This is a genomic window from Synechocystis salina LEGE 00031 (assembly GCF_015207985.1).
GTDB lineage: Bacteria > Cyanobacteriota > Cyanobacteriia > Cyanobacteriales > Microcystaceae > Synechocystis > Synechocystis salina.
In genome coordinates, this window is sequence record NZ_JADEVV010000027.1 from 35,361 (window position 1) to 54,429 (window position 19,069).

Sequence of the window (19,069 nt, forward strand, 5' to 3'; positions counted from 1 at the left end):
CTTTAACTTTTCTTTCCCCTCCATCAATTCCCGCAGGCGATCGCCATGGGCCAGGACTGTAAAACCCTTTTTATTGTCGATGACACCCCGGACAATGTACGGCTACTGGCTAATCTTTTGTCTGCCCATGGTTACCGAATCCGCAAAGCATTGGATGCCAATTTTGCCCTCAAAAGTATTGAGCAATCCCCGCCGGATTTGATTTTACTAGACGTTAATATGCCCATCATGAATGGCTATGAAATGTGTGCCCAGTTAAAGTCCAATCCCGATACCCAGGAAATCCCCATTATTTTCATCAGTGCCCTAGATAACGTACTTGATAAAGTCAAAGCTTTTAACCTGGGGGGAGCGGACTACATCACCAAGCCGTTTCAAATGGAGGAAGTGCTGGCCCGCATTGAGCATCAACTGCTCCTGCTACAACAAAAACATCAACTGCGGGCAGAAATTCAAGAACGAAAGCGGGCGGAACAATCCCTGGAAGTTTCCCTGCGGGTGGTGTCCCACGATCTCCGCAATCCTGTGTTGGGGCTGTCCATGGTGCTCAACAATTATCTTAAACGGGCCGATCCAAACCAAACGGAACTTTCCCTACCCCGCCAAACCCTGGAGCAGATGGCCCGCAGTTGTGAACGTCAATTAGCCTTGATCAATTCCCTGGTGGAAAGCCAACATTGGGAACAGCAGGGGGTTCCTTTGGTATTACGACGCCTTGATCTGAGCACCCTAGTGAGGGATTTTGCCCAGGAGTGGTCGTTGGGACTAGGGGAGCAGGAAGTAACCCTTAGTTTGAATCTGGGGGAAAATTTGCCCTTATTCATGGGGGATGCCAATTTCATCTGGCGGGTGTTGGAAAATTTGTTGGCCAATAGCCTTAAATACAATCCTTTACCCCGCTCCCAACCTTTGAACATTACCATCACAGTTACGGCCCTAGACCAAACCCTAACCTGTCGAGTCACAGATAATGGAGTAGGTGTGGACCTGGCCATCGCTGACCGAGTTTTTGAACGCTATCAACGCGGCGATCGGGATAATAATCCCCTCGGGCTAGGTTTAGGCCTATACGTTTGTAAACTAATTGTCGAAGCCCATGGTGGCAAAATTGGCCTCAATACCGCCGTTAGTAAAGGGGCAGAAATTTACTTTACCCTCCCCTTGGAAAAAGTTCCCGCTTAAAATTTTGGCATCTAGAGATTATTTATCAACAGTGAGCAAAGTTAATTGGTGATGCTAAAAGTTTATGTGGATGCTACAGCCATAAGGGGCCAATTGAGTGGCATTGGTTTTTATAATCTCAGCCTTCTGCGGGCCCTTAATAAACTACAGCATAGCCAACAATTTCAAGGGCAATTTTCCCTCCAAATTTATTATCAACCAGGGTTTAAAGATTGGTTAAGGGGAAAGTGGCAAAAGAATAACAATCTATCTGAATTTGCTAATTGTACTTGCTTACCCTTGCCGGTTACCTTGAGCGATAGCCTGGTTGGTTTTGCCAATCCCATTATAAATTTGTTAGAAAAACGCTTAAATGAACCCGATCTTATCCATGGCACCGATCACTACATTTTTCCTAGCCAACAAAGTATAAACCTGTTAACAATTCACGACTTAACCTTCCTCAAATTTCCAGAATTTGTTCCCCCCATTGTCCAACGCTACCACCAAAGAATTTTACGTTGTTTGCCCTTTGCCCAGGGAATTTTAACTTTTGCGGAAAGTACAAAAAAAGAAATTAGCCATTATTATCAATTTCCCCCGGAAAGAATTTTTGTTACCCCCCAGGCTAGCCGTTACCAAAGTCCACCATTATCAACAGAGCCAACCTCTCCAGAAAGTGATTCGGCAAACGATCCATTTTCAGCCGCCATTCCCTACAATTTTGCGGTGCCCTATTTTCTTTTTGTTAGTACTCTGGAGCCCCGTAAAAATGTGGTTGGCCTGATCGAAGCCTTTAATTTATTCAAACAAGCCACCAAGGCTCCCCATCAGTTAGTGCTCATCGGTCAACTGGGCTGGAAGTATGAACCCATCCTAACGGCGATCGCCAATTCTCCCTATACAGATCAGATTCATCGTTTGGCATATATTCCTAACCAATGGCTAGCCCTGTTTTATCAAAGAGCCACCGCTTTTGTCTATCCTTCTTTTTACGAAGGTTTTGGTTTGCCCGTAGTGGAGGCCATGAACTTTGGTTTGCCGATAATTACCGCTAACGCTGGATCCCTACCGGAAGTGGTGGGGGACAGTGGCGTATTAGTGGATCCCCAAGATCCCCAGGCTTTAGCGTTAGCATTAGAAAAAATAGTTGCCAACCCGGATTGGCAGAGGCAATTAAAACAAAAAAGCTTAACTAGGTCTAAGGATTTTTCCTGGGAACACACTGCCCGCAAAACCCTAGAAGTTTATCAGTCTTTAACTCATTAACCTATGACGACAGGATAACTATGCTACAAATTGCGCCCCCTTCAATAAGCTTAGAAGATTTTCTCAATTTACCAGAAACTAAGCCTGCAAAAGAATATCTGGAAGGACAAGTTATTCAGAAACCCATGCCCCAAGGAAAACATAGTGTCATTCAAGGCGAATTAGTTTCAGTCATTAATGCATCTTTGAAAGTTCAAAAGATTGCTAGGGCATTTCCCGAATTACGTTGTACTTTTGGTGGTCGCTCCATCGTCCCAGATCTGTCTATTTTTACTTGGTCTAACATTCCCAGGGAAGCTAACGGTGAAATTGCTAACTCTTTTCTCCTTGCTCCCAATTGGGCGATTGAAATTCTTTCTCCGGATCAAAGTCAAACTAGGGTAATTAGAAATATTCTCCATTGTCTCAATCATGGTACCCAAATGGGCTGGTTAATTGATCCTGACGAGCAGATTATTTTTACCTATACTCCAGGAGCACAGACGAATATTTTTGCCCAAACGGAGCAAATTATACCAGTGCCAACCTTTGCTTCTACTTTGCAAATCAGCCTTGGTTTAGTTTTTAATTGGCTCTTGGAATAAAGTTATTACTATAGCTTTAAAAATTCAAAAATATCTATTAATTCTTAAGATTTTTCCAGCATATCCTTCCATAATCGACTCTAGACTCTTCAATTTTATGGCAACCTATCACATCGAACATCACACTGAATATCGCTTTAATCAGCCCGTTTATTTACGTCCCCACCGTTTACGCCTCAGACCCCGCAGTAATGGTTGGCAAAATTTACTGTCTTACAAACTGATCATTGATCCCCTCCCCTCCGAATCAGCGGCAATTACGACCCTGGATGGCAACGCTGAGGAGAAGATTTGGTTCACGGATCCCACCGAAAAGCTGGCGATCGCCGTGGAATCCGTTGTGGAAACCACCATGAAAAATCCCTTTAACTTTTTGGTGGAACCCTGGGCTTTAAAGTTACCGTTTGACTATCCCCAATCCCTGGCGCAACAATTGCGGGGTTACCTGGTGCCTTATGAGGGTCGCCTCGATCCGGTGGCGGTGGAACTAGCTCAGGACATTGCCCATGACTGTCAGCGGCAACCAATTACTTTTTTGCAAAATTTGACCCAAAAGTTATATGAACATTGTACCTATACGGTGCGGGCCACGGGGGAACCCTGGGAAGCGGGGGTTACCTGGCGGGGTAAGGAAGGTTCCTGTCGGGATCTAACAGTCCTATTTATGGAAGTCTGTCGGGCCATGGGTTTGGCCGCCCGATTTGTCAGTGGTTACGAAGTGGGAGACCCGGAAGTTAATCAATGGGAACTCCATGCTTGGGCCGAGGTGTATTTGCCGGGGGCCGGTTGGCGGGGCTATGACCCCACCCATGGTTTGGCCGTTGGCGATCGCCATATTGCTTTGGTGGCCAGTGCCATTCCCGCCTATTGCAGTCCGGTGGGGGGAGAAGTGGCTCCAGTGAAAACTTTTCTGGAAACGGGTTTGGCGGTGCAGTCAGAACTAGAAACGGCAGTAAAAATTACTGCTGTGAATGATGCTTAATTTAAATATTAACCCGCCGATCAATAATTACTAATTATCTATCATGGCGAGAATAGCAGTCTGAAAATGTTGATAGGAGACAATTTTTACAGTTTGAAATGGGTTTAATGCTAGCAAATCACTATCTCCCGTCACTAAATAATTTGCATTGCCTGAGACTGCCAAATCTAGCAAAAAATTATCCTTCTTGTCTCGACAACTGTCAAAGTGAAAATTTATCTTAACCAATTCAACTTTTTTGTTTAACAGTGCGACTAAATTTTGGATTGCTGTTTCGGAAAAGTATTTCTTAAACTTAGGGCGATATAATACATCCATCAGCTCAACAAACAAATCTTCACTGAATAAAATCACCACTCGGTTATCAATAATAGCTTGATTCAAACCTTGAAGAGTTTTGCCAATCAGAAAGCTAATCCAGATATTCGTATCAATCACAGCCCGGATAGCTTCATTGTTCATGGTAGTTAGCTTGCCGGACTGCTTCAACTTCTCGGGTAATGTCTTCTAGAGTTAATTCATCGGTTTTGACGGAATTGAGAAATTTGTTGAATCTGGTGGCAAAAGTATCCTTCTCTAAAAGTTCTAGTAATTCTAGTTTTTCTTCAAGATTACATTGGGCAATAATATTTTTCAGCTCAGGGAAGTCTAGTGGCGGCAATGAGTTCATTTTTACTTTTCTCCGAGAGGGGAATTATAACTCCCATTATTGCATTTCCAATAGTTCCCCAAGAATCTGCTTAAAAAGCCCCCTGGCCCTAATTCTGGGGGGATAAATTTAAATTTTTCCCATTTGCCGGAGCTTTAGTCGTTAAATTTAGGGACAGATCAGAACTTTGCAAATCGACGCTAACAGTCTGTCAATGGCCAAAGGGACGATCGCCATTCCAGACCGATAAAATGTTAAGTTATATCACATTCAAGCAAAGTTCTTAGGAATTACTCCGTATGGTAGCAACGCCCGTTAAACAGAAATACGATATTAAAGATATTAGCCTCGCTCCCCAAGGTCGTCAGCGCATCGAATGGGCGGCCCGGGAAATGCCCGTTCTAAAGCAAATTCGGGAACGTTTTGCCCAGGAAAAACCCTTCGCTGGTATCCGTTTGGTGGCCTGCTGTCACGTTACCACCGAAACTGCTAACTTGGCGATCGCCTTGCATGCCGGCGGGGCTGACTCCCTGCTCATTGCCAGTAACCCTCTGTCCACCCAAGATGACGTGGCTGCCTGTTTGGTCGCCGACTACGGCATTCCCGTTTACGCCATTAAAGGGGAAGATAACGAAACCTATCACCGCCATGTGCAAATTGCCCTGGATCACCGCCCCAACATCATCATTGACGACGGTAGCGATGTGGTAGCCACCTTGGTACAGGAACGGCAACACCAACTGAGCGACATCATTGGTACCACCGAAGAAACTACCACGGGTATTGTGCGCCTGCGGGCCATGTTCAACGATGGGGTACTTACCTTCCCCGCCATGAACGTCAACGATGCAGACACTAAACATTTCTACGACAACCGCTACGGCACCGGCCAATCCACCCTGGACGGCATCATCCGAGCCACCAATATTCTCCTAGCCGGTAAAACCATTGTGGTGGCTGGCTATGGCTGGTGTGGTAAAGGGGTCGCCATGCGGGCCAAAGGTATGGGGGCTGACGTAATTGTCACCGAAATTAGCCCCGTACCGGCGATCGAAGCTGCCATGGATGGTTTCCGAGTCATGCCCATGGCCGAAGCGGCCCAACAGGGAGATATTTTCATCACCGTCACTGGCAACAAACACGTCATTCGTCCTGAGCATTTTGCTGTCATGAAGGATGGGGCGATCGTTTGTAACTCCGGTCACTTTGACATTGAAATTGACCTCAAATCCCTCAAGGAACAAGCTAAGGAAGTTAAGGAAGTACGCAACTTCACGGAGCAATATATTCTCCCCAATGGCAAATCCATTATTGTGATTGGCGAAGGCCGTTTGGTTAACCTGGCCGCTGCTGAAGGGCACCCCAGTGCGGTGATGGATATGAGCTTTGCTAACCAAGCCCTAGCTTGTGAGCATTTGGTCAAAAATAAGGGTCAATTAGAGCCCGGTATGCACTCCATTCCGGTGGAAGTGGACCAAGAAATTGCCCGTTTGAAACTCCAAGCCATGGGCATTGCCATTGACAGCTTAACCCCCGAACAGGTGGAATACATCAATTCCTGGGCTTCCGGTACCTAAACTGATGACAAATTAAGTTTTCTGACTCAAAACTTTCTAAATCTCCTAATTGCAGGAGATTTTTTTTGTTTCTAGCCAGGCCATAGGAGCGCTTCCCCTCACTTCTGCCCCCTACCTTGCTAACCGTTTAATGTCAGCATTTGTGGATATCCTCTAGCGGGGGATGGGGATCGACCAGATAGCCAAACTAACCGGAGATTACCCGACGTAGATCCATAACATCACTCATATTTTTAATTTTGGCCATGATGCCCAACAGTTGTTGGTAGTCCCGAATGTCAATTTTGAGACTGATGATAGCGGGCCGCCCTAAATGGGTTTTAACATCGGCGTTGCGGACGTTAATGTGATTATCACTGAGGCGGGAAAGGATATCCTTCAGCACCCCCACTCGGTCAATGGCTTCGATGACAATGTCCACCGGATAGGTTTGGTGATTATTATTGTTGGGATTCCACCGCACCGGAATCAGGCGATCGCCGTCCATTTGTTCGAGATTATGGCAACCCTGGCGATGGATAGAAATACCCCGGGCCCCCCTAGTGACGACCCCCATAATGGGTTCCCCCGGTAAAGGATGGCAGCAGCCAGCAATGTGATAAAGCAGGCCCTCAATGCCGGCGATCGGAGAATTATCTTTACCTGTGGCCGGGGGCGCAGTGGGATGAACTTGGGGTGAACTGGCGAGGGTAACTTCCTGGTTGGATTGGCTATTTTTAACGTTGTTAACGTTATTTTCCCGCAGACGGTTGACAACGGCATTGGAAGTAATTTCCCCGTAGCCCAAACCCGCCAACAAATCTTCCACATTTTGGTAATTACAGCGCTCGGCTGTTTTTTGCATCGGCTCCGATTTCAGTAGAGCTTCCAAACCAGTTTTGCCCAATTCTTTTTCCAATAATTCCCGGCCCCGCAGAATATTCTCATCCCGGCGGGAACGCTTAAACCATTGGCGAATGCGGTGGCGGGCACTGGGGGTAACGACAAAATTGAGCCAATCTAAACTGGGATGGGAATTCTTTTGGGTGACAATTTCCACAATATCGCCATTTTTCAGCCTGGTATCTACCCCCAACCATTGGCCATTAACCCGAGCCCCTTTCATGTGGTGCCCCACTTCTGTGTGGATACGATAGGCAAAATCCACCGGCGTGGCCCCCCGAGCCAGGGAAATTACTTCTCCCTTGGGGGTGAATACATAAACGTCATCGTCAAAGAGATTCTGTTTAAGGTTTTCCACATATTCCTGGGCATCCTTGAGATCGCTTTGCCAGTCCAGCAGTTGCCGCAACCAAGTAAACTTTTCGTCAGTGGAAGTGAGGGCTGTGTTTTCCGAGCCACCACTCTCCTTATATTTCCAGTGGGCGGCAATCCCGTACTCTGCCACATGGTGCATTTCTTCGGTGCGGATTTGGATTTCCAGGGGCCGACTGGTCAGTCCCAAAACCGTGGTGTGGAGAGATTGGTAACGGTTGGGTTTGGGCAAACCGATGTAATCCTTAAAGCGCCCTGGAATGGGTTTAAAGACGTCATGTACCACCGACAAGGCCCGGTAACATTCCCCCTTGCTTTCCACAATGATCCGTAGGGCGGCAATGTCATAAATTTCTTCGAAGGCCTTATCCTGGCTGGTCATTTTGTAATAAATGCCATAGAGATGTTTGGGCCGGCCCTGGAGTTCAAAATGTTCAATGCCCTCATCCCGCAGGCGGAAGCGCAACATATCCTTAACGGTTTCCAGCCGGGATTCCCGATCGCCTCTTTTTTCCACCACCAGGGACTGAATTTTGCGGTAGGAATCGGGTTCTAGGTATTTGAAGGAAAGATCTTCCAATTCCCACTTAAAGCGCCAAATCCCCAAACGGTTAGCTAAAGGCGCAAAAATATCCTTGGTTTCCCTGGCAATGCGCCGTTGTTTTTCGGGATTTAACGCATCTAAAGTCCGCATATTGTGCAGGCGATCGGCTAATTTGACCACAATCACCCGAATATCCTTGGCCATGGCCAAAAACATGCGCCGAAAATTTTCTGCCTGATGTTCCGTTGTACTAGAAAAATTAAATTTAGAAAGTTTAGTTACCCCCTCCACCAAACTGGCCGTTTCTTCCCCAAACAAAGCCTCAATTTGTTCAATGCTAATGTCCGTATCTTCCACCACATCGTGCAAAAATCCCGCCGCAATCATCGCTTCATCCCCCCCCAGGTCCCGCAGTAGCCCCGCCACCGCCACTGGATGGGCAATGTAGGGTTCCCCAGATTTACGCCGCTGTTGGGCATGGAGATCGTAAGCAAAACAGAAAGCTCGACAGATTAAGCAATGGGGCGCTGTTGCTTCGTCCTGGCCTTGTTCCACCTCTGTTTGCCACTGCTGTAAACAATCTTCTAACCACTGGGGCAATTCGATATCGTGAATATCTTGGGGACAGGTGGTGTGAATGGTGGGGGTGGGCAGAGCGGCGACGGCATTCATAGTTTTGGGGAGGATGTTAAGGTAGCTTGCACTAACTAGGTATAAAACAGAAAAAAACGACCAAAAGAGCCGATAATTGCCAGTTAATGGGGAAAGATATAATATCAGCCATTAGCTTGTCAAAATCCCGTATTTATCTTTTAACAGACATTCCTATATCGGTGCAGGATTTAGGGATTAGTGTTAATTAATGTTAATGGTTATTAATGATTTTTTGCTCCTTTTGCTATGGAGATGTAAAAGCCGTACTCTCCCCAGAACATATCCCAGGGAGTTTGACCATACAGTCCCGACAAATCTGAATTAATATCAGCAAGCCTTAACATTATTTTAACCTTGATCCGCCCAACCCCTGCCAAATCCCCCGGAGCAATGTCGTCTACGCTACCATCTGATTTACCCGATCGCCTTAGAGAATTACAACAATTGCTGGAGCGATGCCAGTTGACCATGGCCGATCCTGAAGCCGAGGGAGCAACGGTGGCCAGGCAAGTTAGCGGACTAGAGGATTTCCTTGGGCATCATTTGCTCAGCGTCAGAGCGGAAGAACTGCCGACCCAGGGGGCACAACAATGGCCGTCGTTGCAAACGGAATTGCGAAGAACCCTACGCTTACTCTCCACGGAATTACTTTTTTGGCGATCGGCCCGTTCCCCAGATCGGCGGCACCATTACCAACAGCGTTTATTGGGGCACTATCAACAGTTAATGGATTTTAGTAGGGCAATACAACAGTTGATTGATGGTGTTGATTAATCAGTTAATTATTTCCTTCTGCAAACTTGCTTTTCTGATTAAATATTTTTTGCTTTTTAGTTATGGTTAACCGATGGATTTGGCAACTGATACGCGTGGCAGACTATGGAGCAAGGGGGATAAAAGACTGGAAACTTTAGTTTATTTGAGGGAAGACTGGGCATAGCTGACCAAACCAGCACCAATGTAAGAACTGTAATTGTCAATGGTGTTTTGGGTGGCAATGCGATTGGGATTATTAAATAGTTCACCGATGGCCATGCTTAGGGTTAAAACGGTCACAGCAGCGATGGTGTAGTTGCGGATGGCGGTGGAGGTGTAGTTGGTGGAGGCAAACATGGTGTGGTGTTCCTTTGCTTTCAATAACTACAGCATAGGGAAATCTCCAGGGCATGTCAGTCCCAAAAAATCTGTAGAATCAAGGGTTTCAGCGTTTCCACTTCCCTCCTCAACATGGAAAAAAATAGAATTTTCTCTACCTCAGTCCCCTTCTGTCCATCCTTTGCCCCATCCAATTCAGCCACCGTTGGATAAAATTTCCCCCGTTTTTCAGGAGCTGACACGATCGCCATTGTCGGCAATTTCGAGAATTGGTAAACGCACCGTAAAACAAGACCCTCCCCCTTCTTGGCTTTCCACTTCCACTTCCCCGCCATGGATATTGGCGCAGCGTTGCACGATCGCCAGCCCTAGCCCGGTTCCCGTTACCCCCTCCACATTGTCCGCCCGGAAAAAGGGATTAAATAATTCCGCCATGGCCTGGGGAGGAATGCCAATGCCCTGGTCGGTGACCCGAAAGATCATCGTTTTATCTTTGGCAATGACGTCAAACAAAATTGGTGTGGGAGCAGGGGAATATTTAATAGCATTGCTGAGGAGATTACAAATAATGTGCCTTAATAAATGGGCATCCCATACCCCCTGCTGCAAATTACCTTCGGTGTGGAAATGAATTGGCCTGGGTTGTCGCTGGGCACTGTTCACCAAACGCATTAAGTCCTGGCAAAAGTAGAGTAAATCGAGGGCTTCAAATTGACAACTGAGCTGGCCATTTTCCGTTTTTCCCAGCAGTAAAACCTCCGACAACAATTCATCTAAATCTTTAATTGCTGTGCGGATCATGTTGAAATAATTATGTTGTTGCCCTTTACTCAGGCGATCGCCGCTTTCTTCCAAGAGCCCCGCTGATAACAGAATTGTATTGAGGGGATTACGGAAATCATGGGAAAGCATGGAGACAAACTCCGACTTGAGCTTATTGGCTGCCTTCGCCTCAGACAATTCCCTTTCCTGACGCTTGAGATTAGCATTGAGGGTCTGGTTTTCCACTGCTAATTCCCGGGCTAGGCAATGACGTTGGATGGCATAGTGGACAGAACGCAGAAGCACGTCAAGGCTAACATCCCTTTTGACCAAATAGTCCTGGGCCCCCTGCCGCACCGCTTCTAGGGCTAAAGCTTCGTCCTGGTGGTGGGTGAGGACAATAACTGGTAATTGCTGGTGATGCTGTTGGAGTTTGGGCAGAGAATCCAACCCTTGGCTGTCCGGTAGGGTCAAATCCAGCAGAATGATGTCGAACTTTTGCCCCTGGTCTAAAATTGCCAAGGCGTCCCCCAACCTTTGCACATGCTTAAACTCGAAGTTTTCCGTAGGGGAACCCTTAAGAATTTCTTGTAGTAGGCGGGCTTCAGCTAGGTTGTCTTCAATGAGTAGAATGCGTAGAGAGGGACTAATAACGGACATGGGAAATTTGGGGAGGAATAACCATTTGCTTGGGGTTCCAGGGGACAACCTCATCCGTATTTTACTCGTATCCTTCTGGGAGCGAAAATAATTCCTGGGTAGTCTCCCCAATTAACGGTGGGGTTTTGCCATGTATTTGACAGTTGATTATAAACACGATGATTAAGGGCTTTGTCGCCGGTGAAGAATTTGCCCGATGGTATGCCACAGCCCGACAAATGGCGATCGCCCATGGCATTGAAGTGGGGGAACTGGATTGGCTTTTGCAGGGGTGGACGGACTTAGACCGCTTAACCTTACGGTTGCAAGATTTTAGTCGCAGGCAAATTAGCCTCAGGGAACCTTGGGACAATGTTCAACAGGGCTGGCAGAAAAGGGTAGAGGAGAAATACCCGGTGCAATATCTGTTGGGGCACACCCAATGGCGCAATTTTGACCTCAAAGTTACCAGTGATGTATTGATTCCCCGCCCAGAGACGGAGTTAATTATTGATATAGTACAAAACCAAAGTGACCAGTGGGGATTAAGGGACCCCTCCGGCCATTGGGTAGATTTAGGCACCGGCAGTGGGGCCCTGGCCCTGGGCTTAGCTTCCCTCTTTCCCCACGCCCTAGTCCATGGGGTAGATTGCAGTGCCCCCGCGTTGGCGATCGCCAGGGAAAATGCCCAACGCCATCAGCTTGGCGATCGGATTCAATTCCATCAAGGCCATTGGTGGGAACCCCTCGGCCATCTACGGGGCCAGGTGCAGGGCATGGTGTCCAATCCTCCCTACATTCCCCAGGCGGAATTGCCCCAGTTACAGCCGGAAGTGATTAACCATGAACCCCTTTTAGCTTTAGATGGCGGGGCCGATGGCTTGCAGGCAGTGGAACAATTAATTCGGCGATCGCCAGCCTATTTAAAGCCCGGTGGTTTTTGGTTAGTGGAAATTATGGCCGGCCAGGCCCCCATCGTTGCTGAACTGTTGAGGAAGAATGGAACCTATCAAGATATCCACATTCATCGGGATCTAGCCGGCATTGAACGCTTTGTTTCCGCCCGTACCCTAGGCTGAACTGGGGAGTTTTAGAAGTTTTGGGCAATTGGGAAAAACCTAACGTCCACCCACCGTAATGCCATCAACCTTAATGTGGGGCTGGCCCACGGTGACATAAACACTGCCGCTCACAGAGCCACAAAACCCCGCCGCCAAACCTAAATCCTGGGAGGACATGGAAATTTTATTCATAATTTCCGTGGCTGTGCCAATTAACGTTGCGCCTTTGAGGGGTTTAGTCAACTTACCGTTTTCTACCAAGTAAGCTTCGGAAACCGCAAAGTTAAATTCCCCCGTGGCTCCGACGCTACCGCCGCCCATTTGCTTGCAGTAAATACCCTTTTCGACGGAATTAAAAATGTCATCCACCGAATAATTACCCGGGGCAATGTAGGTGTTACGCATGCGGGAAGCGGCTGCATAGGCATAGCTTTGCCGACGACCACTGCCGGTGCGGGGATGGCCGGTGCGGATGGAACCGGTGCGATCGGCAATGAAGTTTTTCAAAATGCCGTTTTCGATCAACAGAGTGCGCTGGGTGGGCATGCCTTCATCGTCCATATCAATGGTGCCAAAGGCCTTATCGGTCAGCCCTTCATCCCAGGCAGTAAGATTTTCATGGGCAATTTTTTCCCCTTTTTTATCCAGGAAAGGAGTGGTTTTGTGCTCAATTTGGGTGGTTTCCAACAGGTGACCACAGGCTTCGTGGAAAATTACCCCCCCGAACTGGTTGGCCATAATGATGGGATAGTTGCCTGATTCCACGTAATCGGCGTAGAGCATTTTTCCGGCAGATTCGGCCACTTCCTGGGCCGCAGTTTCCGCATCCCAAGTGCGTAAATAGTCGGGGTTACTGGTGTCCCCGGAACGCTTACTCATGGAAGTGCGGTGTTCACCATCGGCACAAAAGAGGGAAAATCCCACGGATTGGGTGAGGCGGATATCCCGGGCAAAGGTACCGTCACTAGCCGCCACCAAAACCTCTTGCCAATCACGAAAATAGGCGGCCCGCCGGGATTGGGCATGGCTGGCATAGCGGTCTAATTTTTGGTTGGCCCCCAGCAAAATATCGCTCATCTCCTGCATGGGGCTACAACGATGTAGCCATTGGTCTTTTTCCTTCGCTCCGGCATAGTCCCGTAACATTTCCAGATTCAGTTCAGGCACAAAGGATTGGCCCGCTGGTAGTGTCAAACCCAAGATGGATAGGCCTTTTTCCAGGGCGGTGCGGAGCCCATTAAAGGAAAGGTCATTGGTGCTGACGTAACAGTCGCCCTTGCCTTTATAAACCCGGACGCCACAACCGCTGGAGAGTCTGGGGGTGAGGCTGGTGATGGCGTCATCTTCGGCTAAGCAACTGACGTAATTGACTTTTTCGAGGAAAAATTCCACAAAGTCTGCTCCGGCGGCCCTCCCCAAACCCAATAGGGTGGATAACGATTCCTGCCATCTACCATCGAGGCGATCGCCAGGGGTGGTGTAGTTGAGGCTGGGTAAATCCTGGGAGAGGAGCAGGGTGGGGGCCATAGTGATTTTTTCAGGAATGAGTGAAATATTTCTTAATGTATTCTAACCAATTTAACCTGGGCTTTTACATCTTCTTTATAAATTTTTATGGACTGATAATCCTAGGTACTTATTCGGATTTTGGAAAAATAAATAAGTTTTGAAATGGCTTGGTATTTTTCCAGCGATAGATACTAAAATCTCGATAATCAATGGAAAGAATACGACCATGACCAAGGCTTTCTGCCAAGATCACCAGAGATGCATCGGCAAGATCCATTGGCAAGTCACGATATTTTGTCATAAGTTGCTCAATGCGGGGGCAATGACTGGGTTTGATGTCAAATATATTGAGTTTTCCTGTGCCAATTTTTCTAATAAATGCCTGCGGTGCATTAATTCCAACCCGATTTTGTAGTAGATAGCAAGTTTCAGTAACAACACACCAAGTCGTTATAAATTGCTCTTCTTGTAAAGAGTAAAACACATTCACTGCCGGGATATGAACCTCATCATTTTTATTAGCTAAGGCAAGCCAAAAGCCAGTATCAACAATGATCATGTTTTTTTTCTAATTCACAGTTCAAATAAGTTTTATATTTTCTAGAAAGATCGGGTTCTGCATCTATGCAACCAATAAAATCTGACCAGTCTGTTGAAGAAAATGGTGTGTTTGCAACATGATTTTCCTTGAGGCTTTCGATTAAATCAAAAACAATTTCCTGAGCCTCAGGAGAAAGCTCTGCCAGATCCTGTTGAATGGTGTCGAGATTCATTGGCTAATTTTGACTAAAAAGCTAGCTGTGGCAATAAAACCAGGTTTGTTCTCTTTTCACACATTTTAGCCATTCTGGTGGGGCGCTGGGGTCGGGCTCTGGGGCTGGGCTTCGGGGAGAGATTCTGATGGGGAGGATTTAGGGGCCAAAAGTTGCCCACTGATGGTTTTGACCACAATGTATAAAACCGGCACCACAAACAAGCTCAGGAAGGTGGCCACCAACATGCCGCCAAACACCGCTGTGCCCAACGCTTGCCGACTACCGGCCCCTGCTCCAGTGGCGATCGCCAGGGGAAAAATACCAAACAGGGTGGAAAAACCGGTCATAAGAATGGGACGGAGACGATCCTGGGCCGCCTCTAGGGCCGCTTTGACAATGGGATAACCCTGTGCCCTGAGTTGGTTGGCAAATTCCACGATTAGAATGGCGTTTTTACTCGACAGACCAATGAGCATCACCAAGCCAATTTGACAGTAGACATCATTGGGAAAGCCCCGCAAGCTTTGCGCCATCAACGCCCCCAAAATAGCTAGGGGTACACTAAGTAGGATGATTACCGGATCAACGTAATTTTCGTACTGGGCGGCCAATACCAGGAAAACAAACAATAAACCCAAACCGAAAATGATTGGTGCCTGCCCCTGGGAAGTAACTTCCTCCAAGGAAATCCCCGACCACTGGAAATCAAACCCCGGTGGCATCACTTGACGGGCGATCGCCGCCATGGCATTCATGGCCTGCCCCGTACTCACCCCCTGGTTGGCTGACCCGGTAATGGCAATGGAACGGAATAGGTTGTAATGGGTGATGATCGGTGCCCCCACCCCCTGGGTAACCTTGACCAGATTGGCCATGGGGATCATAGTGCCGGATTCACTACGCACATACAGCCGGTTAATATCCTCTGGGCTACTGCGGAACTGTTCGTCAGCCTGGAGGTAAACCCGATAGGTGCGGCCCTGCAAGACAAAATCGTTCACATAGCTAGAGCCCAAGGCCGTTTCCATGGTCTGGAAAATTTGATCCACGGGAACCCCTAAGCTCTTGGCTCGGTTGCGGTCCACATTCACAATCAATTGGGGACTATTGGCTTGGAAGGTGCTGAACACCCTTTGTAAATCTGGGCTTTGGTTCGCGGCCCCCAAAATTTGTCCCATGGTGGCCACCATGGTGTCCAATTCACTGTTAACCCGCAGATCCTGTAGTTGGAAGTCAAAGCCGCCAAACTGTCCTAGTCCCCGGATGGGAGGCGGATTAAGGGGAAAAATGTTGGCTTCAGGAATCTGGGAAAATTTACCAAACATTTGACCGATGATGGCTTGCACCGATTGATTGGGAGCGGGGCGCTCACCCCAGGGTTTGAGGCGGGAGAAAATGATGCCCTGGTTAGGGCTATTACCACTAAAGCTAAATCCCCCCACCGCAAAAGTTGCCGTTATCTCTGGCACTGCCAATAACTCCTTTTCCACCTGGGCCATGACCCGACTGGTGTACTGCAAAGATACTCCCTGGGGAGCCTGAATGATGGTAATGAAATAGCCCTGGTCTTCGTCCGGTAAAAAGGCGGTGGGCACTGTTAAGTACAACCAGGCCGTGGCCCCGATTAGGAGCACAAAAACCCCCACTACCATGGCCTTAAACTTGACTAGCCTCTGCAGGGCACCGCCATAGAGTTGACGTACCCGCTCCAGCCGCCGGTTAAACCAATTAAAAAACCAGGCGATCGCCGCTGGAGGTTCCTGGCCTTCCCGCAACAGTAGGGCACAGAGGGAAGGGGTGAGGGTGAGGGCGAGAAAAGTGGACAGGAGAATGGAAAAGGCAATGGTGAGGGCAAATTGTTGGTATAAAGCCCCCGTTGTTCCCGGAAAGAATGCCACCGGAATAAATACCGCCATCAACACCAAGGAAGTGGCAATTACCGCCCCCGTTAGTTCCCCCATGGCTTCCTGGGCCGCCTGCTTGGGGTCTTCGTGCTTCACCTTAATGAAACGGCTAATCTGCTCCACCACAATGATGGCATCGTCCACTACCATCCCCGTGGCCAAAGTTAAACCGAACAAAGTCAAGCTATTGATGGAAAAGTCAAATAGTTTAACAAAGCCAAAGGTACCAATGAGCGCCAGGGGAATAGTCAAAGCGGGAATTAAAGCCGATCGCCAATCCTGGAGAAAAACCAGAATGACCAAAATAACCAGAACCACCGCAATTAAGAGGGTTTTTACCACCTCAAACAGGGACTCCTGGACAAATTCAGTGGTGTCAAAGGCCACGTTATACTCAATGCCTTCGGGAAAATTCTCCGCCAGCCGGGCCATTTCCTCTTTAACCAAGTGGGCAACTTCCAGGGCATTACTGTCTAGTAGTTGATAAATACCTAGCCCCACCGCTTCCTCCCCCCGAAAGCGCAAAAAGCTGTTGTAATTCTCTGCCCCCAGTTCCACCCGGCCAATGTCCTTAAACCTGATCACAGAGCCACTGGGCCCTGATTTGACAATTAAATTTTCAAAGTCCCCCAAATCGGCCAACTGACTGCTAGCCCGTAAATCCAGTTGGTATTCTTGCCCGGGCGGTGCCGGTTCAGCTCCAATTTGCCCAGCTCCCACCTGGAGGTTTTGTTCCCTCAGGGCTTGGCTGAGATCCTCCATGGTCAACTGTTGGGCCGCCAGTTTCATCGGATCTACCCAAAGACGCATGGCATAGAGCCGTTCCCCGAAAATCCGCACATTCCCCACCCCAGTGATCCGACGGAGGGGATCCACCAAATAGCGGTCGGCGTAGTTGCTTAAAAAGACGTTGTCATACTGACCATTGGGGCTAGTGATGCCAATGCCCAGCAAGAGCGCATTCGATTCTTTGTTAACCCTCACCCCTGTGCGATTGACCGATTCTGGCAACTGGGGGGAAGCTAAGGCCACCCGATTCTGCACGTCAACGGCGGCAATATCTTTATTCTGACTGCGGTCAAAGGTGACAGTGATGCTGCTGGTGCCATCGTTACTACTGGTGGAGCTAATGTAGCGCATGCCTTCCACCCCATTAATCTGCCGCTCCAAAATGTCGGTAACGGCCCTTTCCACCACCTCTGCATTGGCACCGCTGTAGTTGGAAGTCACCTGAATGGCTGTGGGGGCAATTTCGGGAAACTGGGCCACGGGGAGATTGACCAAGCTGATCATTCCCACCAAGAGGATGATAATGGCGCAAACGCTGGCAAAAACGGGGCGTTTAATGAAGAAATCGACAAACATGGTAGGCACAAAGGCGGTTCAGCGGCGAAGACTGGCTTTAAACCCGGCCGTCGTTGCCATATTGTTACATATCTTTAACAATGCCCTAACCCTACTTTGGGTTGATCTTTCCGTTGCCCAGAAGCTTAATTTGGGCTGGAGGGATTGGTGGAACCGCTCTGGTGATCCCCATCTTCCTCAAGGGAAAATTCTGCCCCAACGGACCGCTGGGGAATGGGAAAAACTAGTAGTATTACTCACTAGATCGCAGAAGAAAACTAGAGCATAGTAGCCTTAATGACTTCCCCCGTAACCGCATCACTCATGATCACCTGCCCGATCGCCGTGGGGAGAATGAAGCGCACCTTACCGGCTTTGACTTTTTTGTCGTGCAGTAAACTCGCCAGCAAATCTTCTACCGCCAAGGAGGGAGGAACTTCCGTGGGTAATTTAGTTTTGAGCAATAGTTGCCGCTGGCGATCGCCTAACTCGTGGTCACAAAGTCCTAGACAATGGGCAATTTTGGCCGCCGCTTCCATGCCAATGGCCACCGCCTCCCCATGGTTAATCACCCCGTAGCCCGTTAAACTTTCTACCCCGTGGCCAATGGTGTGACCATAGTTGAGGATGGCCCGTAACCCTGCTTCTTTCTCGTCCTGGCTGACCACGTCCACTTTTGCTTGGCAGGAGCGTTGGATAATTTGGGTTAGCAATGCCGGGGCCAGGCGATCGATGCTCGATAAATCGTCTGCCTCTTCTAAGGCGGTAAACAATTCTGGGTCCCAAATCACCCCGTATTTAATCACCTCCGCCATGCCCGCCCGAAATTCCCGTTCCGGCAGGGTTTTTAACACAGTGGGGTCAATGTACACCAAGCGGGGCTGGTAAAAAGCACCAATTAAATTTTTGCCTTGGGGATGGTTCACCCCCGTTTTGCCGCCAATGGCAGCATCCACCATGGCCAGTAAAGAAGTGGGCACCTGGACAAAATTAATACCCCGCAGCCAAGTGGCCGCCCCAAAGCCGGTCATGTCACCAATCACCCCTCCCCCCAGGGCCAGCAGGGTGGAATTGCGTTCCAAATTGGCTTGGAAAGCGACATCGTAAAGCTCATTAATGGAGGCCAGGGTTTTATGGGTTTCCCCAGCGGGTATTAAATGCTGAAAAACCTCATAACCCGCCTTTTGTAAAGCTTGAATGACAACTTCGCCGTAGTGGTCATAAATTTCCGGGTTAGACACCACCATAATTTTTTGGCCCAAGCCGAGGGGAGCTAAATAGCTCGCAATTTCTGCCAAGCCCCCCGGCACAATCTGTACTTGATAG

The 19,069-nt window shown here is 48.4% G+C and carries 18 protein-coding genes; 8 read left to right on the forward strand and 10 right to left on the reverse strand.

Annotation, left to right across the window (positions count from 1 at the left end; translation table 11 throughout):
- Nucleotides 1-45: 45 nt before the first annotated feature.
- The 4 genes from IQ217_RS10705 to IQ217_RS10720 all read left to right on the forward strand — a co-directional run bounded on the left by IQ217_RS10705 (nucleotide 46) and on the right by IQ217_RS10720 (nucleotide 3,996).
- Complete coding sequence (locus IQ217_RS10705) at nucleotides 46-1,182, forward strand: hybrid sensor histidine kinase/response regulator (RefSeq protein ID WP_194019928.1); 1,137 nt, start codon at nucleotides 46-48, stop codon at nucleotides 1,180-1,182.
- A gap of 51 nt (nucleotides 1,183-1,233) precedes the next feature.
- Nucleotides 1,234-2,430, forward strand: coding sequence for a glycosyltransferase family 4 protein (locus tag IQ217_RS10710; RefSeq protein WP_228024028.1), 1,197 nt, complete (start codon nucleotides 1,234-1,236; stop codon nucleotides 2,428-2,430).
- Nucleotides 2,431-2,450: 20 nt separating this feature from the next.
- Nucleotides 2,451-3,014: a Uma2 family endonuclease gene (locus IQ217_RS10715; protein ID WP_194019930.1), complete on the forward strand. Its 564-nt coding sequence runs from the start codon at nucleotides 2,451-2,453 to the stop codon at nucleotides 3,012-3,014.
- A gap of 97 nt (nucleotides 3,015-3,111) precedes the next feature.
- A complete protein-coding gene (locus tag IQ217_RS10720) occupies nucleotides 3,112-3,996 on the forward strand; it encodes a transglutaminase family protein (protein ID WP_194019931.1) in 885 nt (294 codons plus the stop codon).
- 30 nt (nucleotides 3,997-4,026) lie between these two features.
- Here the strand turns inward: IQ217_RS10720 and IQ217_RS10725 are convergent, their stop codons facing one another.
- The gene (locus tag IQ217_RS10725; protein WP_194019932.1) at nucleotides 4,027-4,458 is read right to left on the reverse strand and encodes a putative toxin-antitoxin system toxin component, PIN family; all 432 of its coding nucleotides are present in this window, start codon (nucleotides 4,456-4,458) and stop codon (nucleotides 4,027-4,029) included.
- Entirely contained in the window at nucleotides 4,448-4,666 is a 219-nt protein-coding gene (gene vap15, locus IQ217_RS10730) for a type II toxin-antitoxin system VapB15 family antitoxin (protein WP_190599792.1), read from the reverse strand. The genes IQ217_RS10725 and vap15 overlap by 11 nt, the downstream gene beginning before the upstream one ends.
- A gap of 278 nt (nucleotides 4,667-4,944) precedes the next feature.
- Here vap15 and ahcY point away from each other — a divergent pair, with 278 nt between their 5' ends.
- Complete coding sequence (ahcY, locus tag IQ217_RS10735) at nucleotides 4,945-6,222, forward strand: adenosylhomocysteinase (RefSeq protein WP_194019933.1); 1,278 nt, start codon at nucleotides 4,945-4,947, stop codon at nucleotides 6,220-6,222.
- 187 nt (nucleotides 6,223-6,409) lie between these two features.
- On the opposite strand, the gene IQ217_RS10740 is transcribed toward ahcY, so the two are convergent.
- Nucleotides 6,410-8,692 (reverse strand): RelA/SpoT family protein, encoded by a 2,283-nt coding sequence (locus IQ217_RS10740; RefSeq protein ID WP_194019934.1) that lies wholly within the window; start codon nucleotides 8,690-8,692, stop codon nucleotides 6,410-6,412.
- 372 nt (nucleotides 8,693-9,064) lie between these two features.
- Between IQ217_RS10740 and patD the strand changes: the two genes are divergently transcribed.
- Nucleotides 9,065-9,448 carry a heterocyst frequency control protein PatD gene (patD, locus tag IQ217_RS10745; RefSeq protein WP_194019935.1) on the forward strand — a complete coding sequence of 128 codons (384 nt, stop codon included), beginning with the start codon at nucleotides 9,065-9,067 and terminating at the stop codon, nucleotides 9,446-9,448.
- Between the two features lie 141 nt (nucleotides 9,449-9,589).
- On the opposite strand, the gene IQ217_RS10750 is transcribed toward patD, so the two are convergent.
- Nucleotides 9,590-9,787: a hypothetical protein gene (locus tag IQ217_RS10750; RefSeq protein ID WP_194019936.1), complete on the reverse strand. Its 198-nt coding sequence runs from the start codon at nucleotides 9,785-9,787 to the stop codon at nucleotides 9,590-9,592.
- 210 nt (nucleotides 9,788-9,997) lie between these two features.
- Nucleotides 9,998-11,191 carry a hybrid sensor histidine kinase/response regulator gene (locus IQ217_RS10755; protein WP_194019937.1) on the reverse strand — a complete coding sequence of 398 codons (1,194 nt, stop codon included), beginning with the start codon at nucleotides 11,189-11,191 and terminating at the stop codon, nucleotides 9,998-10,000.
- 158 nt (nucleotides 11,192-11,349) lie between these two features.
- Here IQ217_RS10755 and prmC point away from each other — a divergent pair, with 158 nt between their 5' ends.
- Nucleotides 11,350-12,249, forward strand: coding sequence for a peptide chain release factor N(5)-glutamine methyltransferase (gene prmC, locus IQ217_RS10760; RefSeq protein ID WP_194019938.1), 900 nt, complete (start codon nucleotides 11,350-11,352; stop codon nucleotides 12,247-12,249).
- A 39-nt stretch (nucleotides 12,250-12,288) separates the two neighbouring features.
- On the opposite strand, the gene IQ217_RS10765 is transcribed toward prmC, so the two are convergent.
- From IQ217_RS10765 to IQ217_RS10780, 4 genes are all read right to left on the reverse strand, one after another.
- Nucleotides 12,289-13,758, reverse strand: coding sequence for a TldD/PmbA family protein (locus tag IQ217_RS10765; protein ID WP_190599799.1), 1,470 nt, complete (start codon nucleotides 13,756-13,758; stop codon nucleotides 12,289-12,291).
- A 109-nt stretch (nucleotides 13,759-13,867) separates the two neighbouring features.
- Nucleotides 13,868-14,299, reverse strand: a complete 432-nt coding sequence (locus tag IQ217_RS10770) for a type II toxin-antitoxin system VapC family toxin (RefSeq protein WP_194019939.1) — start codon at nucleotides 14,297-14,299, stop codon at nucleotides 13,868-13,870.
- Complete coding sequence (locus IQ217_RS10775) at nucleotides 14,286-14,513, reverse strand: hypothetical protein (RefSeq protein WP_194019940.1); 228 nt, start codon at nucleotides 14,511-14,513, stop codon at nucleotides 14,286-14,288. Before IQ217_RS10775 ends, IQ217_RS10770 begins: the two co-directional genes overlap by 14 nt.
- Nucleotides 14,514-14,578: 65 nt before the next feature.
- Nucleotides 14,579-17,764, reverse strand: a complete 3,186-nt coding sequence (locus IQ217_RS10780) for an efflux RND transporter permease subunit (RefSeq protein WP_194019941.1) — start codon at nucleotides 17,762-17,764, stop codon at nucleotides 14,579-14,581.
- On the opposite strand from IQ217_RS10780, the gene IQ217_RS10785 reads away from it, so the two are divergent.
- Nucleotides 17,763-18,032: a hypothetical protein gene (locus IQ217_RS10785; RefSeq protein ID WP_194019942.1), complete on the forward strand. Its 270-nt coding sequence runs from the start codon at nucleotides 17,763-17,765 to the stop codon at nucleotides 18,030-18,032. The genes IQ217_RS10780 and IQ217_RS10785 overlap by 2 nt on opposite strands.
- On the opposite strand, the gene aroB is transcribed toward IQ217_RS10785, so the two are convergent.
- Nucleotides 18,022-19,069, reverse strand: a 1,048-nt coding sequence (gene aroB, locus IQ217_RS10790) for a 3-dehydroquinate synthase (protein ID WP_194019943.1), incomplete at its 5' end; no start/stop codon positions are given. The two genes, IQ217_RS10785 and aroB, sit on opposite strands and share 11 nt — an antisense overlap.

Bases quoted from the DNA above. Each gene is read 5' to 3' on its own strand.
- IQ217_RS10705 (WP_194019928.1), top strand. From the start codon at position 46: ATGGGCCAGGACTGTAAAACCCTTTTTATTGTCGATGACACCCCGGAC.
- IQ217_RS10710 (WP_228024028.1), top strand. From the start codon at position 1,234: ATGCTAAAAGTTTATGTGGATGCTACAGCCATAAGGGGCCAATTGAGT.
- IQ217_RS10715 (WP_194019930.1), top strand. From the start codon at position 2,451: ATGCTACAAATTGCGCCCCCTTCAATAAGCTTAGAAGATTTTCTCAAT.
- IQ217_RS10720 (WP_194019931.1), top strand. From the start codon at position 3,112: ATGGCAACCTATCACATCGAACATCACACTGAATATCGCTTTAATCAG.
- IQ217_RS10725 (WP_194019932.1), bottom strand. From the start codon at position 4,458: ATGAACAATGAAGCTATCCGGGCTGTGATTGATACGAATATCTGGATT.
- vap15 (WP_190599792.1), bottom strand. From the start codon at position 4,666: ATGAACTCATTGCCGCCACTAGACTTCCCTGAGCTGAAAAATATTATT.
- ahcY (WP_194019933.1), top strand. From the start codon at position 4,945: ATGGTAGCAACGCCCGTTAAACAGAAATACGATATTAAAGATATTAGC.
- IQ217_RS10740 (WP_194019934.1), bottom strand. From the start codon at position 8,692: ATGAATGCCGTCGCCGCTCTGCCCACCCCCACCATTCACACCACCTGT.
- patD (WP_194019935.1), top strand. From the start codon at position 9,065: ATGTCGTCTACGCTACCATCTGATTTACCCGATCGCCTTAGAGAATTA.
- IQ217_RS10750 (WP_194019936.1), bottom strand. From the start codon at position 9,787: ATGTTTGCCTCCACCAACTACACCTCCACCGCCATCCGCAACTACACC.
- IQ217_RS10755 (WP_194019937.1), bottom strand. From the start codon at position 11,191: ATGTCCGTTATTAGTCCCTCTCTACGCATTCTACTCATTGAAGACAAC.
- prmC (WP_194019938.1), top strand. From the start codon at position 11,350: ATGATTAAGGGCTTTGTCGCCGGTGAAGAATTTGCCCGATGGTATGCC.
- IQ217_RS10765 (WP_190599799.1), bottom strand. From the start codon at position 13,758: ATGGCCCCCACCCTGCTCCTCTCCCAGGATTTACCCAGCCTCAACTAC.
- IQ217_RS10770 (WP_194019939.1), bottom strand. From the start codon at position 14,299: ATGATCATTGTTGATACTGGCTTTTGGCTTGCCTTAGCTAATAAAAAT.
- IQ217_RS10775 (WP_194019940.1), bottom strand. From the start codon at position 14,513: ATGAATCTCGACACCATTCAACAGGATCTGGCAGAGCTTTCTCCTGAG.
- IQ217_RS10785 (WP_194019942.1), top strand. From the start codon at position 17,763: ATGGTAGGCACAAAGGCGGTTCAGCGGCGAAGACTGGCTTTAAACCCG.
- IQ217_RS10780 (WP_194019941.1), bottom strand. From the start codon at position 17,764: ATGTTTGTCGATTTCTTCATTAAACGCCCCGTTTTTGCCAGCGTTTGC.